This window comes from Methylotetracoccus oryzae (genome assembly GCF_006175985.1).
GTDB lineage: Bacteria > Pseudomonadota > Gammaproteobacteria > Methylococcales > Methylococcaceae > Methylotetracoccus > Methylotetracoccus oryzae.
Genome location: NZ_SRSH01000017.1, coordinates 77,713 through 92,761, shown reverse-complemented (window position 1 = coordinate 92,761; position 15,049 = coordinate 77,713). Strand labels below are relative to the sequence as shown.

Genomic DNA, 15,049 nt, shown 5'->3' with positions numbered 1-15,049 from the left:
CACCCGTGGGGCAGAGCGTCCCGTCATATGATCGTGGGTATTGGGACTGGCCCCGTCACTGTCGTTGAGATTCACAGTTCGGGACAAGGCGTTGTCGAAGGCTGCCATCTTCGCGCTTGCTTGAACTGGCGGGTCGCCAGGGTCTGTGTTTCCGATGGCCTGCACAATGAGCGTGACTTCGGATGCCGTCAGGTGGAGGCAAAGATGCGATGGTCGTTGGATCTTCGAGGAGCGGCTGCCGGGGGCGCGTAGCCCCCGGCAATGTTGTGCTGGGCTCAGACCAGCTGGTAGTCGGCCAGCACGGTTTGGGCAGTGCTCTGGAGGACGCCGATCAGCGTCAGTTCCGCGGCGTCGACAGATGCGTCGGCATTCCCGGCTTCGAACTGGTACAGCGCCGTATCCTGACCGTTATCGACCACAAACAGTCGCGTGTCGCCCACTGCGTAGGCTTCAGTTGCGCTGCCGATGGCAGCGGCTGCAGAGTCGGCAGTCATGTCACCGACGATATCGGTGGCGAAGATGACCAACTCTGCCGCCGTCCCAAAGCCGCCGGGACCGGCCAGTTCGAGTGCACCGTCCAGGAGCGTGTCGCCGTTGCCTAGTTCGGCTCCGGCCAGAGCCAGCCTGTCCAAGCCCGACGTGAAGTCCAGCACCAGGTCCGCCGCATCTTCGGAGAGCAACCGGAAGGTATCGCTTCCGTCACCGCCGCTCAGCGTGTCGCTGCCGCGGCCGCCGTCCAGCACGTTGTCCGCGCTGTTGCCGATGAGGCGATTGTCCAGGCCATTGCCAGTGCCGCTGATGCCGTCAGTGCCGGTCAGTATCAGCCGTTCAACGAAGGCTCCCAGTTTATGGTCAACCGAACTGCGGACCGTATCGATGCCCGCGCCGGCCATTTCCGTGACCACGTCGCCGATATTGTCCACGACATAGGTGTCCGCACCGCGTCCGCCCGCCATGTTGTCGATACCTAGACCGCCATCCAGCCAGTCGTTGCCTTCGCCGCCCCGCAATGTGTCGCGGCCAACCTGACCGTACAACTGGTCGTCGCCGTTCAGGCCGTCGATGACATCGTTACCGGCAGCGCCGTAGATCCGGTCGATGACCGCAGTTCCCGTCAGGACGTTGGCTGCGGCATCACCATGCTGCGTGTTGCGTGCATCGGCGATGAGCACTTCGTCGCTGGCGATCTCGTTGAACGTGCCGCCGCCGTCCGTGTAGCTCGTGACCACCCGGATGGCGAGGCCGGCGGTCTCATCGTTCGGGGTGAAGCTGGCCTTGGTCGCACCGCCGATATCGGTCCAGTCTCCATGCGCAGTGCGGGACTGCCATTGATAGGCCAGCAAGCCGAGACCGTCGGCGTCGGCCAGGCTGGTCGTGTCTACCGTCAGCGCAGACAATTCCGGTGCATGCCCGTCCTTGATGGCGCCAGCCAGACTGACCTTGCCGGTGGGCACGTTCTCAACATCTTGCACCGTGAACTTCACGTAGTCGTATACGGAAGCTCCGAGCTTGTCGGTTGCCGTGACCTTAAGCGTCAGCACCCCTGCGTCGGACGCTTTGGGCGTACCGCTGAACACGCCGGTCTGTGCATCCAGTGTGAGCCATGTCGGCAGGGGTTTGCCGTCCTTGAGCGTTGCCGTAAAGGTCAGTTCGTCCCCATAGGGGGTGTCGGCATCCGTGAAGGTCGGTGTTTCCTGGATCCGATACTCGAATGCGTGGCCGTCTCCGATGACCTGGTCTTCCAGTGAGGTCATGACGACCGGCGCATCCGGGGTTGCCGTCAGTTTGAACACGAGTTCCGCCGAGACTTCTCCACCCTGTTCGTCCTCGACCTCGTAACTGACTTTCACCTCGCCGCTATAGTCAGCTTCCGGCGTGTACTCCCAGGTGCCGTCAGCCTTGTCGATGAGGCTTCCATGATCGACGGTGATATCCTCGGCAGTGAGTTTCTGGCCCTCGATGTCTGTGTAGCCCTCGAGCAGAGTGCTCATCAGCGTATCGGTCGGGATGGTGTACGCCGTATCCTCGACACCGACGGGCATCTCGCCCAGTTGACCGGTCAAACTTGGCGCATCGTTCGCGCCGTTGATGGTCACCGTCGCAGTCCGTGTGACGCTCTCGCCCTTCGCGTCCGTGACCGTGTAGCTGAAGGTATCGGTTGCCTTCTCGCCGTCGGCCAGGTACTCGAACTTTCCGTTCGGGTCATAGCTGAACGTGCCGTCTTCGTTGTTGACGACGATGCCGATCGTCTCCTCGGAATCGACGGTGAAGGTGTGGGTGTCACCCTCATCGACATCGCTGAAATCGGCAGTCAACGTCACTGCCGGGCCATCCTCGCTCGCCGTTTCGGCGATCTCCTCGGCCTCGGGCGCATCGTTTACGCCAGTGATGGTGACGGTCGCAGTCATGGTCGATTCCGCGCCCGCGGCATCCTTCACCGTGTAGCTGAAGGTGTCGGTGGTCTCCTGACCCTCTCCCAACCACTCGAATGCCCCGTTCGGGTCATAACTGAAGGTACCGTCCTCATTGTTGACAACCTTCCCCAGGGTGCCGGTCGTATCCACGCTGAAGGTGTGGGTATCGCCCTTGTCCTGATCAAAGAAGTCCACCTTCAGCTCCGTCGCCGGACCGCCTTCCTCCGCCTCACCCGAGATATCTTCGGCCACCGGAGCGTCGTTTACCGGCGTAATGGTCAGCCGGAACACATCGGAGGCGGTCACGTCGCCGTCAGTGACAGTGACGCGAACTTCGATCTGGCCGCTGTCATCCGGGGTGCCGCTGAACCTGCGGGTCGCTGCGTCGAAGTGCAACCACGGTGGCAGGTCCGAACCATCTACCAGGCTCGCGCTGTAGGTAAGTTTGTCCCCGTCTGCATCCCGGAAAATCCGGTTGGTTGGGCCCGCCGGCACCGTGTAAGCCTGCATTGCCGCATCTTCCGTGACGGTCAGGTCGGGAATGGTGCGCACCAGCACCGGCGCGTGATTCGGACCGTTGAAGGTGACCGTCAGTACGGCCGTGTCCGTGCCTCCAAACCCGTCATCGACTGTGTAGTTGAAGACATCCTGCAACGTGGCGTTGCGCGACAGTGCCTGGACGGTGGCGTTCGTTGCATCCACCTCATAGGTGTAACTGCCGTCCACATTCAGCAACAGGCTGCCGTAGTTCCCAGCCAGAGCCAGTCCGACCTCGCCGGCCGTGCCACTGTCCTCGATGCTGCCGGTGCGCACTGCCGTCACGCTTAGTTTGTCGCCGACGTCGATGTCGGTGTCGTTCGACAGGACATTCCCGGTGGCCTCTATACCAGGTGCTGCGTTGAGCTCGGGGGCGTCGTCTGCTGCGACCGGGGCATCGTTGACCGGTGCGACCTCTACGTCGACCTCGGCTTCGATGCTGATATCCGTACCATCGGTCACGGTATAGGTGAACTCGGCCTCGCCATTGAAGTTCTCGTCGGGGGTGAAGGTGACGGTGCCGTCTTCGTTCAGCACGGCGGTGCCGCCGATGCCGGAGGTGACACTGGCGATGGTCAGTTCATCGTTCTCGGCGTCGGTGTCGTTGCCGAGCAGATCTGCCGCAGTGAAGGTAACCGGGGTGTCCTCATCGGTAGCGAACTCATCCTCGGCCGCGACAGGCACGTCGTTGACGGGGGCGACCTCTACGTCGACCTCGGCTTCGCTACTGATATCCGTACCATCGGTCACGGTATAGGTGAACTCGGCCTCGCCGTTGAAGTTCTCGTCGGGAGTGAAGGTGACGGTGCCGTCCTCGTTCAGCACGGCGGTGCCGCCGATGCCGGAGGTGACACTGGCGATGGTCAGTTCATCGTTCTCGACGTCGGTGTCGTTGCCGAGCAGTTCTGCGGCGGTGAAGGTGACCGGTGTGTCCTCGTCGGTAGCGAACTCATCCTCGACCGCGACAGGCACGTCGTTGACGGGTGCGACTTCGACGGTGGCCTTGGCTTCGGCACTGGTCTCGGCGCCATCGCTGATTGTGTAGGTGAACTCGGCGTCGCCGTTGAAGTTGGCGTCGGGGGTGAAGGTGACGGTGCCATCTTCGTTCAGCACGACAGTGCCGCCGCTACCGGAGACGACGCTGGCGATCGTTAGCGTGTCGTTGTCGGCATCGGTGTCGTTGCCGAGCAGATCGGCCGCGGTGAAGGTGACCGGTGTGTCTTCCTCTGCCTTCAGTGTGTCGTCCACGGCGACCGGCGCATCGTTGACCGGTGTGACATTGACGATGACCTGCACCGGGGTGCTGGTATCGGTGCCATCACCAACCGTGTAGGTGAAGTCGGCCTGTCCATGGAAGTCTGCCTCCGGCGTGAAGGTCACGCTACCGTCGTCGTTCAGCACGACCGTGCCGCCAGTGCCCGACTTGACGCTGGCGATGATCAGCGTGTCACCTTCCTCATCGGTGTCGTTGTTCAGCAAGCGGCTTGCCGGGTAGGTCTTCTCCGTATCCTCGACGGCCCACAATTCATCGACCTCGGCGACCGGCGCGTCGTTCGTCGGGGTAACAGTGAGTTCGAAGAAGTCGAACGTGTTGCCGCCAAAGGCGTCTGTGGCGTCGACCCGGATATACAGCACTTCGTCGATTTGCGGTGTGCCTGTGAAGGTCGTCGTTGCAGCGTCGAAGCTGAGCCACTTTGGCAGATCGACGAGGTTGCCGTCGTTGTCCACCAGCCGGGCCTGGTAAGTCATGGGATCCCCGTCGGGATCGACGAAGGTGCCTTCCGGGATGGTGAACGTAAACGGGCTGGCTTCCGCTGTCGATTGAAATTCGATGCGGGCCTTGAGCTCCGGGGGGCCGTCATCGACCGAGGCCACATCGACGGTGGCCGTGGCCGGCTCGCTGGTGTAGGTGCCATCCGCGACGGTATAGGTGAACTCGGCCTCCCCATGGAAGTTCGCATCCGGGGTAAACGTGACGGTGCCGTCTTCATTCAAGACGGCCGTGCCGCCGGTGCCCGACTTGACGCTGGCAATCGTCAGGTCCTCGTTATCCACATTGGGGTCGTTTCCAAGGAGATCCTTGGCGGCAAAGATCACCTCCGTATCCTCCGTTGCGACTAGCTTATCGTCGACCGCGATCGGTACATCGTTGATGGCGGCGACCGTCACATCAACCTCGGCCTCCGCGCTGGTGTCGGTGCCGTCCGTTACCGTATAGGTGAACTCAGCCTCGCCATTGAAATCAGCGTCGGGGGTGAAGGTGACCGTGCCGTCTTCGTTCAGTACGGCGGTGCCGCCCGTCCCGGAGGTAACGCTGGCGATGGTCAGTTCATCTTTCTCCACGTCGGTGTCATTGCCGACGAGGTCTGCAGCGGTGAACGTGATCGCGGTGTCTTCGTACGTGGAGAATTCGTCTTCAACCGCGACGGGTGCGTCGTTGACTGCCGCCACGTCGACCGTAGCGGTTGCCTTGGTGCTGGCATCGGTGCCGTCGGTGACGGTGTAGGTGAAATCGGCTTTGCCGTTGAAGTCAGCGTCCGGGGTGAAGGTGACGGTGCCGTCTGGGTTCAGTACAGCGGTGCCACCGGTGCCGGATGTGACGCTCGCGATGGATAGCAGATCCTTTTCGACATCCGTATCGTTGCCGAGCAGCTCAGCCGCGGTGAAGGTCACTTCGGTGTCCTCGGTCGCGGACAGGGTGTCTTCTACTGCGATCGGAGCGTCGTTAACAGCGGCCACCTCGATAATGGCGGTGGCCGCTTTACTGGTCTGGGTGCCGTCGGTGACGATATAGGTGAACTCGGCCTTGCCGTTGAAGTCGGCATCGGGGGTGAAGGTGACGGTGCCGTCTTCATTCAGCACGGCGGTTCCGCCGGTGCCTGACGTTACACTGGCAATCGACAGTTGAGCCTTCTCTGCGTCGATGTCGTTGCCGAGCAGTTCGGCCGCAGTGAAGGTCACTTCCGTGTCCTCGGTTGCCGATAGCGTGTCGTCGACGGCCCGCGGTGAGCTGTTGTTCTGGTAGTAACTCAGCCCGCCGTCACTTCTACCGACGACGAGATCCGCGTCACCGTCACCGTCTACATCCGCCAGGGTCGGGGCGCTGTGTTCCACTACGTCGATTCCATCGAACGGATTGGCAGCGCCGGTCCGCGACACGAACGTCGGGGCCGATTTCGTGCCGGTATTTTCGTAGTAGTTGAGATTGCCATCGTCTTCGCCGATGACGGCGTCGAGGTCACCATCATCGTCCACGTCACCAAAACTGATGGTGCTTTCCGTCCCGACATCGATGCCGTTGAAGGGGTTGGCAGCGCCGGTCCGCGACACGAACGTCGGGGCCGATTTCGTGCCGGTATTTTCGTAGTAGTTGAGATTGCCATCGCCTTCGCCGATGACGGCGTCGAGGTCACCATCATTGTCCAGGTCGATCAAAGTGGGGGTACTGAGAGAACCTACATCTCTGTTGTCAAAAGGGTTGGCGGAGCCAGACTGCCCAGAATAAGCGGGCGCAGCGGAGCTGCCGGTGTTCTTGTAGTAATTTAGGGTGCCATCCGACTCTCCGAAGACCGCATCTAGATCACCGTCGCCATCGAGGTCGCCCAAGGCTGGGGCACTGTTGCCCGCGTAGAACAGGTGGCCGAGATCAACGCCATTGAAGGGGTTGGCACTGCTGGTCTGTGCTTGGAAGACCGGAGCCGATGCGGTGCCGGTGTTCTTGTAGTAGTTGACGTTGCCATCGTACTCGCCGATGACGACGTCAAGGTCGCCATCTTTATCCAGGTCGGCAAGTATCGGTTTACTGTTCGACCCCACATCGATGCCAGTGAACGGGTTGGCAGCGCCGGATTGTGCTTTGAACGTGCTCATGACGATGATCCTCGATCAAGACGTAGCAATGGATGGATCTGAAGAGGGGGCGTCGGCCTGCCGAGTTTTGTGGTGGTTCGGCGCACGCTTGTCATGTCGCCGCCCTGGGTTGGAGCCGTTGCCTCCTTTGCGGCAAAGCCTAGTAGCTGGTTGTCGAAACTGTGAACGGCATCACATTGGAATGCGCGCGGCGGCGGTCTGGCGAGGAGTGAGTCCGGACCAAAAACCACATGGTTATCAAGTAAATGTTGTGGGCGAGTGACGCCGGACGACCGGTTCAGGGCATCCGGAAGGACGTTTCGTGAAGTTTTGGAGACTCTGAGTTTCCTTTTAGAAAACAATCCTCGGTGGGGACTTCCGAGTGCGTAGCGGATTGCCGGCCTCTGCTGATTCCCGCTGAATCTGACCAGGATCGCAGTCGTTGCTGGAATGCCATGCAGGTCCGAAGTCTTCGTCGTGCTGCCCAAGCTGAGTCATGGGTCGCGCAGCTTTGCTGGTCCATCACTCCGCGCGGCCGGAGAGAACATCAGCAAGGCGTGGGCCCAGGCCACGCGCTGAGACCGTGGTGACGCGCGGACGGGGCCATCCCTACCACGCTCGCCGGCTCGTTATGTCGGAAGGCAGGGGGCAGCACACCGACCCTGTTGTTGCCGCTTGAGCCGGGCTGTTCCGGAGGACTGCAGTGCATCAGTTCGTCGGCGTGCCGAGAGTGGGGAACACTTCCGCCGTAGCAGCAGCGCGAACGCCGCACGCATATCCTGCGCTGACGCGCTCCCCGCAGAACTGGCGATGCAGCGTTTTGCGGAACATCACTCAGAGCACGTTGGCGACCCGTCATTGCCGATTCCCGCGGAGCATCGCGTCCGGAACGCAGCCGTTCCATTTTCCACAGACAAGCCCGTACGGAACTGCACTGTTCGGGATCGTTGACAGCCCGCAGGGCGGCGTCGCATGCTGCGTCGGCGATGGGTGACTTAGCCCATTCGTTCAACAACCAATGGACTAGAGGGGGACTATTCGATGCGAAGGAATTTCTTGCTTTGCTGCGTGCTGGCGCTCTCCGGCGCTTCGTCCGCGATGGCCGCACTGCCCGGGAATGCCGCGGTTTTCGCATCCGGTCTGGATAATCCGCGCGGGCTGCGTTTCGGTAAGGATCACAAGCTCTATGTGGTGGAGTCGGGTATCGGAGGCTTGAACAGCAGCGTGGGGGAATGTGATCAGTTTCCGCCGCCGATCGGCCCTGCCACATCAGGGAATTCGGGTCGCATCACGCGGATCGGTCCGAACGGAAAAAAGATGACGTTCAAGAAGGGATTCCATTCCTTCGCCCAGGCGCCGGAGTCCGGCGCTGAGATCAATGGCGTCAGCGATCTGAATTTCGATGGCCCGGACGTATTGGCTTTGGTGCTGGGCGGTTGTCAGACGGGTGCCGTCGGGCAAGTCTCCGAAGTATTGCGTATCCGTCCTGACCGTTCCGTTTCGCAAGTCGTCAACCTGTCGAATTGGTATCGCGCGAATCCGCCGGCCGTGCGGGATGACTTTTTCAATCCGGACGGCGTCCCGACTCGTATCATCCGCGATCGGTCGCACTACTACATCGCCGAGGCCAATCATGGTGTCCTCGATCGGTTGAATGCCGACGGCAGCATGACGCGAATTGCCGATTTTTCGGCGTTGTTCGAGGGCGGTTACGACTTTACGCCGACGGTCGTGACGCTGGGGCCGGATGGGCGCCTGTACGTCGGCACCTTCGGCGCGTTTCCGTATCCGGAAGGCGGGGCGAAGATTCTGCGCGTGACGAAATCCGGCGCAGTGTCGGTGTTCGCCGAAGGGCTGAACCTGATTCAGGGCGTTGAGTTCGACTGCTCCGGTCGGCTTTACGTGCTGGAGGCTGCTTCGTCCGGGTTTTTGTTTCCCGACAAAACGGGGCGCGTGTTACGCCGTGAAGGCCCGGCCTGGGTCGAGGTCGCAACGGGTCTTACGCGTCCTGCCGGCATGACGATCGGTCGTGACGGTCTGTTGTATGTGTCTAACAATGGCTTCGGTGTCGGTCCCGTAGCCGGGCAGGGAGAGGTGCTCACCCTGAATCTCGGACTCGGCAAGCAACGCTGCAAATAGGTTCGACGCAAAGGTATGCCGGAGTCGGCTGGCCAGGACCGCTTGGCTGGCCGACCCGGCGCCTTGCCAGCCGCGGGCGCGCCACCGCTGGGAAGACCCCGGTGGCCCATCGGTGGAGAAGACGGGATGAAGTTCTGGAGCCTCTGGTTCGTCGCGATGATCGTCGCGGCGATCGTCGTCTATTTCTTCGCCGTGGGTCTGAGCGACGGGACGGTGTCGTCGTTCAACCTGGGGCTGTGGGTCGCGATCCTGCTGGTCACCTTCGCCGTGACCGGTGGCAGCCTGTGGCTCAAGCTTGCGGGGCGTCAGGGATGGGCGAGTCTGGTGGCATCGGTGCTTGCCGTGCCCGGCTTGTTGGCGGCGCTGTTCCTGATCGCCGTGCTGCTCACCAATCCGCGCTGGAACTGAGTCTAGAGGGGGCGTCGACTACGACAGAGCGCGGTCGAATCACTCTCCGATAGGGGCCCTCCCGTCTGGCCGAAGGCTCGGGACCCCATCGCAGGCGCCCCGAGTTGGCGTCTCGCCTAGCCGCGCTTCGCGGCGAGCTTCTTCTCCCACTCCAGCGACGTGCGGACGATGAACTCCAGATTGTCGTATTGCGGCTTCCACTCCAGGCGCTCATGGATCTTGTCGACCGCGGCGACCAGTTCGGGCGGATCGCCCGCGCGGCGCGGATGCTCCTCGGCGACGATCGGGGTGCCGTTCACCTTGTTGACCATGTCCACGACCTCGCGGACGCTGTAACCGTGTCCATAGCCGCAGTTCAGCGTCGCGGAGTCGCCGCCATCCCGCAGGTAGATCAGCGCCTTCACGTGGGCGTCGGCCAGATCGCTCACGTGAATGTAATCGCGGACGCCGGTGCCGTCGGGAGTCGGGTAGTCCGTGCCGAAGATCATCAGCTTTTCGCGCTTGCCGACGGTGACCTCGGCCGCCACCTTGATCAGCAGCGTCGCATGCCGCGTGGACTGTCCGATCTCACCGTCCGGATCGCAGCCGGCGACATTGAAATAACGCAGCACGACATGCCGCAGATCCGAGGCGGCCGACAGGTCGCGCAGCATCGTCTCGCTCATGAGCTTCGACGTGCCGTAGGGGTTGATCGGTGCGAGCGGAGAATCTTCGTAGCAGTAGGGCCCGGTCGGAATGCCGTAGACGGCGGCCGTGGACGAGAAGATGAAATGCTTGACGCCGGCCTCGTTGCAGCACTGCAGCAGGTTGCGCGTCTTGCAGGTGTTGTTGCCGTAGTACTTGAGCGGTTGCGCGACGGATTCCGGCACGATCGTGTGCGCCGCGAAATGAATGACCGACTCGACGTCGTAGTCGCGAAGCAAACTGCTGACCAGTTCGGTGTCCCCGGTATCCCCCTGGACGAAATCGCCGTAGGTGACGGCATCGGCGAAGCCCGTCGACAGATTATCCAGCACGACCAGACGCTCGCCCATCGCCCCGAGCTGTTTGACCACATGACTGCCGATATACCCGGCTCCCCCGGTCACCAGTACGCCGCGTTGACTCATTTCATCCCCTGTGTTGGTTGGATCGCGAAAGTCTAACCGGTTGAAGTGAAAGGTTCAATCAGTACCCGGTCGCCGACGCCGGTACCGCGGTTCTCGGCCGGCAGCACGATGAAGCAATTCGCCGCGCTGAAGGCCGCCAAGCGGTCGGCATCCTGGCCGCCAACCGCAGCGACGGTCAGCGTGCCGTCGGGCTCGAGACGGTAGATGCCGCGCTGGAACTCCATGCGGTCGGTGCTCTTTCTCAGCGCCTTGACGCAGACCGCCGGCAGCCGCAACGGCGGCTCCGGCAACGCGCCGGCCAGCCGCAACAGTCCCGGGCGTACCAATTGCTGGCAGGCGACCAGCGCCGAGGCCGGATTGCCGGGCAGCCCGAATACATGGCAACCACCGATCCGGCCGTGCAGGAACGGTTTGCCGGGTTTCATCGCGATCTTCCAGAAGTTGATGCGCCCGATTTCCCGCAGGGTCGGCACGACATGATCGGCATCGCCGACTGATGCGCCGCCTATGGTCAGTATGACGTCGTTCCAGGTCGAGGCTTCGTGCAGCGTCCTGCGGAGCGTCTCCGGATCGTCTGGACACACCCCGAGATCGCTCAGCACGACGGGCAGCGGCTGCAGCAGGGCGCTGATCGCAACGCGGTTGCTGTCATAAATCGCTCCGGGTTGCAAGGCTGCGCCGGGTGGCGTCAGTTCATCGCCGGTCGACAAAAGACCTACCCGAACGCGCCGCAGCACCGCAAGCCTGGGTATCCCCATCGATGCGATCAGGCCGAGATCGATGGCCGACAAGCGCTTCCCGGCCGGTAGTGCGCACTGACCGGCGGCGAGATCCCGTCCGGCTGCCCGGACCCAGGCGCCGCTCGGGATCGGGCCCGCGACCTCGATCGCGTCACGGCCGGCTGCGACCGCCTCTTGAATGACCACGGCGTCGGCGCCCATCGGGATGACCGCCCCGGTGAAGATCCGGACGCATTCGCCTGGGCCGACCGTCCCGGCGTAGGGCCGCCCTGCCCAGGCCGTGCCGATCACCGCCAACCGTGTGACGCCAGGCGAGACCGTATCCTCGCTGCGGACGGCATAGCCGTCCATCGCGGAATTGTCGAACGGGGGGCTCGCGATTGGAGCGACAAGGTCTTGTGCCAGCACCCGTCCCAGCGCTTCGCGGCCCCTCACGCCCACGCGCTCTGTTTCGGTCAGCGGAGCGAGATGCGCCTGCAGTCGTTCCTGCGCCTGATCGAGGGTCAGCAGCGGATCGCTGCCTGCCGGGTCACAGGCCGCATTCGATGACATGCAGAATCTCGCGGCAGATGAAGGCAGCGATCCGGTCGGGACGATTCAGATCGAGTCTTGGTATCGGGGGCTCGGGTAAGAGGGGCGTATCCGTTGCGATCGCGATGATCCGCGCATCCTCCGGGAACAGCAGGGGCCGACCGAGGGCTGGCCGATGCAGTTCGATCTTCGGGAAGGCCTCCTGCTTGAACCCCTCCACCAGGATCAGATCGACGGCGGTCCGGTCGAACAGCGCGAGTTCGTCGGCTAGCCTCGGTTCCCGCGGTTCATCCCATTCGGTGATGATCGCGCGGCGCTGGTTGGACGACAGCATCACCGGGCTGGCTCCAGCGGCGCGCAGCGCATAGCTGTCCTTGCCGGGCTTGTCGATCTCGAAGGCGTGGTGGCTGTGCTTGATGACGCCGACCCGGAGGCCGCGCCCATTCAGCAGCGGAATCAACTGGGTCAGCAAGGTCGTCTTGCCGGTCCCGCTGAACGCGGCGAAACCGAGCAACGGCACTGGGGGGTGGTCGAGGTCGATCATGGCAGCGTCGCGAGAAGTGGATTCAACCGTCCAATCCGTAGTAGTCCCGGTACCAGTCCACGAAGCGCGCGACGCCGGTCTCGACTGAGGTCGATGGCCGGTAGCCGGTGTCGCGAATCAGGTCGTCGACGTCGGCATAGGTATCGGGCACGTCGCCGTCCTGCATCGGGCAGAGGTTCTTGATGGCCGGTCTGCCGAGACAGGACTCCAGCACCGCGATGAAGTGCAATAGTTCGACCGGCTGGTGGGCCCCGATGTTGTACAGACGGTAGGGCGCGCGGCTGCTGCTGGGGTCCGGCGCGTCGCCCGACCACGTGGGGTCGGCCTCGGGTAAGCGGTCCAGCACGCGGACCACGCCGTTGACGATGTCGTCGATGTACGTGAAATCGCGACGGTGATGTCCGTAGTTGAACACGTCGATCGGCTCCCCGGCCAGAATGCGTCGGGTGAACAGGAACAGCGCCATGTCGGGCCGTCCCCAGGGGCCGTAGACCGTGAAGAACCGCAGACCGGTCGTGGGCAAGCGAAACAGATGGCTGTAGGTGTGGGCCATCAGTTCGTTGGCTTTCTTGGTCGCGGCGTAGAAGCTGACCGGATGGTCCACGTTGTCGTGCACCGAGAACGGCATGTGGGTATTGGCGCCATACACCGAACTGGTCGAGGCGTAGACCAGATGTTCCACCGCGTGGTGGCGACAGGCCTCGAGCATATTGGCGAAGCCGACGAGATTGGCCTCGACGTAGGCCTGCGGGTGGGTGATCGAGTAGCGCACACCGGCCTGGGCGGCCAGGTGGATGACACGCTGCGGCCGGTGTTCGACGAAGCTGCGCAGCAGACGCTCGCGATCCTCGATGCCGTAGCGCTCTTCACGGAAACCGTCCTGCGCATTGAGGCGCGCCAGCCGCGCCTCCTTCAAGCGCACGTCGTAGTAATCGTTGACGTTGTCGATGCCGATCACTTCATCGCCCCGGTCGAGCAGGGCATGCGCCACAGCGGAGCCGATGAACCCGGCGGTGCCGGTGACCAAAATCTTCATGCTTGCCTCGGTGATGCGCAGGGCGCCGAACTGTGCGGTTTTGCGGCTAAGGTCGGGCGAGGGGCCGGAACCGCTGGCAAGGTTCCCGGCCGGACGTTGGGGTGTCGGGCCGCATTTCAGCCAGAAGCTAGCGACCCCATCAGCCATGCAGTGTCGCCGGTATCCCGAGCCAGCGTCAAGCCGCAGACGGGCGGCATTCACGAGCCGCCCGCGCGGTGGTTGCGGCGCCTGAGCCACGCCGCCTTGTACAGGAGGCTGAACCCCATCCAGGCCGAGATGATCGCGACCGGGATGGCGAGGAACTGCGGATAGAACCAGGCAACTGCGGCATTGGCGAGCAGGAACAGGCCGACGCCGGCAAGCGCTCCGGCCTCGGTGGCATCCAGTGGACGGTGGCCTCCCACAGCGGCGCCTACCGTGCCGCCGAGCAGGGCTGCGTAGCGCACGGCCCCGCGCGCGCTGCGGGCCGCCGCTCGCAAGGGCAAACCTAGGCGGCGTCTTGGGTGCGAAAGCACGACCCGCTGCCGACGCCCCATGAGGATCTCGGTCGACTGTCGCAAGTCCTGCAGAAAATGTTCCTCGAGCGTCTCGGCCACGTCGGCGTTCTCGACCGTGACGTCGATCTCCCAGTTGCCGAGCAGGCTGGCGAGGTTGAGATTGGACGAACCGACGCGTGCCCAGCGTCCGTCGGCGACGGCGCTTTTCGCATGGATCATCGGTCCGTTCCACTCGAATACGCGCACGCCGGCTTCCAGCAGCGGCCGATACAGCGTCCGCGAAACGGTGGCGATCCAGGGCAGGTCGCTGGAGCGGGGCACCAGCATTCGCACGTCGACTCCATCCCGGGCTGCATTGCGGAGCGCTTCGCGATAGGCGCTGGGGCCAATGAAGTACGCGTCGGTAAGCCACAGCGTTTCGCGCGCCAGCGCCGCGACCAGCAGATCCTGGCGATACAGATTCCCGGCCGCTGGGCTAGTGCCGACCACGCGGACGGCCACGCTGCCGACCGGTGCGGCGGCAGCCGTGTCGTGGGCGTCGCGCGTTTCCGCCGGTCCGTCGCCGCTGTCCTGCCAGGTTTCCTCGAAGAGGGTCCGAGCGGCCGCGCCGGCGGGACCCTGCATGCGGACCCCCGTGTCGCGCCATGGCGGCTTGCCGTGTGCGGGGTCGCCCAACCAGGCATTGCCGAGACAAAGGCCGGAGACGAATGCGATATGCCCGTCGACGATCAACAGTTTGCGGTGGTCGCGGCTCAGGCTCGCGGCGGGTTCGCTGAGGCGCGGCCGGTTGCTGGCGCGCACTTCGCCGCCGGCAGCGATCAGCGGGCGAAAGCGTCCCGCCCATGAGGCCCGAAGACAGCCCAGCCAGTCATACAGCAAGCGCACGTGGACCCCGGCCCGAGCCCGTGCGGCCAGCAGGTCGATGAAATGACGGCCGGTAAGATCATCAGCGATGATATACATCTCGAGGTCGATGGTTTGCCGCGCCTCGGCGATGGCGGCTTCCCATGCCGGGTAGTTCTCGCCCGCATCCCGCAGCACCTGAAGCGTATTGCCCGGGATGAGCGGTGCCCCGGTCGCACGCAGGAAGGCGTGGTCGGCCATGAGTCGGGTCAGTTCATTGCGCGGCGGCATGGCGACGATCAGTGGGCTAAGTGGGGTGGCTGCGGGTGAGTCGTCCCCGCTTGCGGAGCGGTCACGCAAGCCTGCGGCGTCCTGGCGCCTGAATCTGTCAGGTTGGGGTCG

Annotated in this window: 8 protein-coding genes; 2 read left to right on the top strand and 6 right to left on the bottom strand. The window is 63.3% G+C overall.

From position 1 onward, the window contains the following. Window positions 1-275 precede the first annotated feature (275 nt). Window positions 276-6,821 (bottom strand): cadherin-like domain-containing protein, encoded by a 6,546-nt coding sequence (locus BWR02_RS16355; protein WP_139558989.1) that lies wholly within the window; start codon window positions 6,819-6,821, stop codon window positions 276-278. A gap of 1,020 nt (window positions 6,822-7,841) precedes the next feature. Here BWR02_RS16355 and BWR02_RS16350 point away from each other — a divergent pair. Both BWR02_RS16350 and BWR02_RS16345 read left to right on the top strand, forming a co-directional pair. Continuing rightward, on the top strand, window positions 7,842-8,939 hold the full coding sequence (locus tag BWR02_RS16350; RefSeq protein WP_139558988.1) for a ScyD/ScyE family protein: 1,098 nt from the start codon (window positions 7,842-7,844) through the stop codon (window positions 8,937-8,939). A 126-nt stretch (window positions 8,940-9,065) separates the two neighbouring features. Then, window positions 9,066-9,347 carry an osmoprotectant transporter permease gene (locus tag BWR02_RS16345; RefSeq protein WP_139558987.1) on the top strand — a complete coding sequence of 94 codons (282 nt, stop codon included), beginning with the start codon at window positions 9,066-9,068 and terminating at the stop codon, window positions 9,345-9,347. Between the two features lie 116 nt (window positions 9,348-9,463). Here the strand turns inward: BWR02_RS16345 and galE are convergent, their stop codons facing one another. From galE to BWR02_RS16320, 5 genes are all read right to left on the bottom strand, one after another. Beyond that, window positions 9,464-10,456, bottom strand: a complete 993-nt coding sequence (gene galE, locus BWR02_RS16340) for a UDP-glucose 4-epimerase GalE (protein WP_139558986.1) — start codon at window positions 10,454-10,456, stop codon at window positions 9,464-9,466. Between the two features lie 32 nt (window positions 10,457-10,488). After that, window positions 10,489-11,748 carry a molybdopterin molybdotransferase MoeA gene (moeA, locus tag BWR02_RS16335; RefSeq protein ID WP_139558985.1) on the bottom strand — a complete coding sequence of 420 codons (1,260 nt, stop codon included), beginning with the start codon at window positions 11,746-11,748 and terminating at the stop codon, window positions 10,489-10,491. Continuing rightward, window positions 11,726-12,271, bottom strand: a complete 546-nt coding sequence (gene mobB / locus BWR02_RS16330; RefSeq protein ID WP_139558984.1) for a molybdopterin-guanine dinucleotide biosynthesis protein B — start codon at window positions 12,269-12,271, stop codon at window positions 11,726-11,728. Before mobB ends, moeA begins: the two co-directional genes overlap by 23 nt. A 22-nt stretch (window positions 12,272-12,293) precedes the next feature. After that, window positions 12,294-13,307: an NAD-dependent epimerase gene (locus BWR02_RS16325; RefSeq protein ID WP_139558983.1), complete on the bottom strand. Its 1,014-nt coding sequence runs from the start codon at window positions 13,305-13,307 to the stop codon at window positions 12,294-12,296. Between the two features lie 197 nt (window positions 13,308-13,504). After that, complete coding sequence (locus tag BWR02_RS16320; protein WP_139558982.1) at window positions 13,505-14,938, bottom strand: phospholipase D-like domain-containing protein; 1,434 nt, start codon at window positions 14,936-14,938, stop codon at window positions 13,505-13,507. Between the last annotated feature and the right edge of the window lie 111 nt (window positions 14,939-15,049).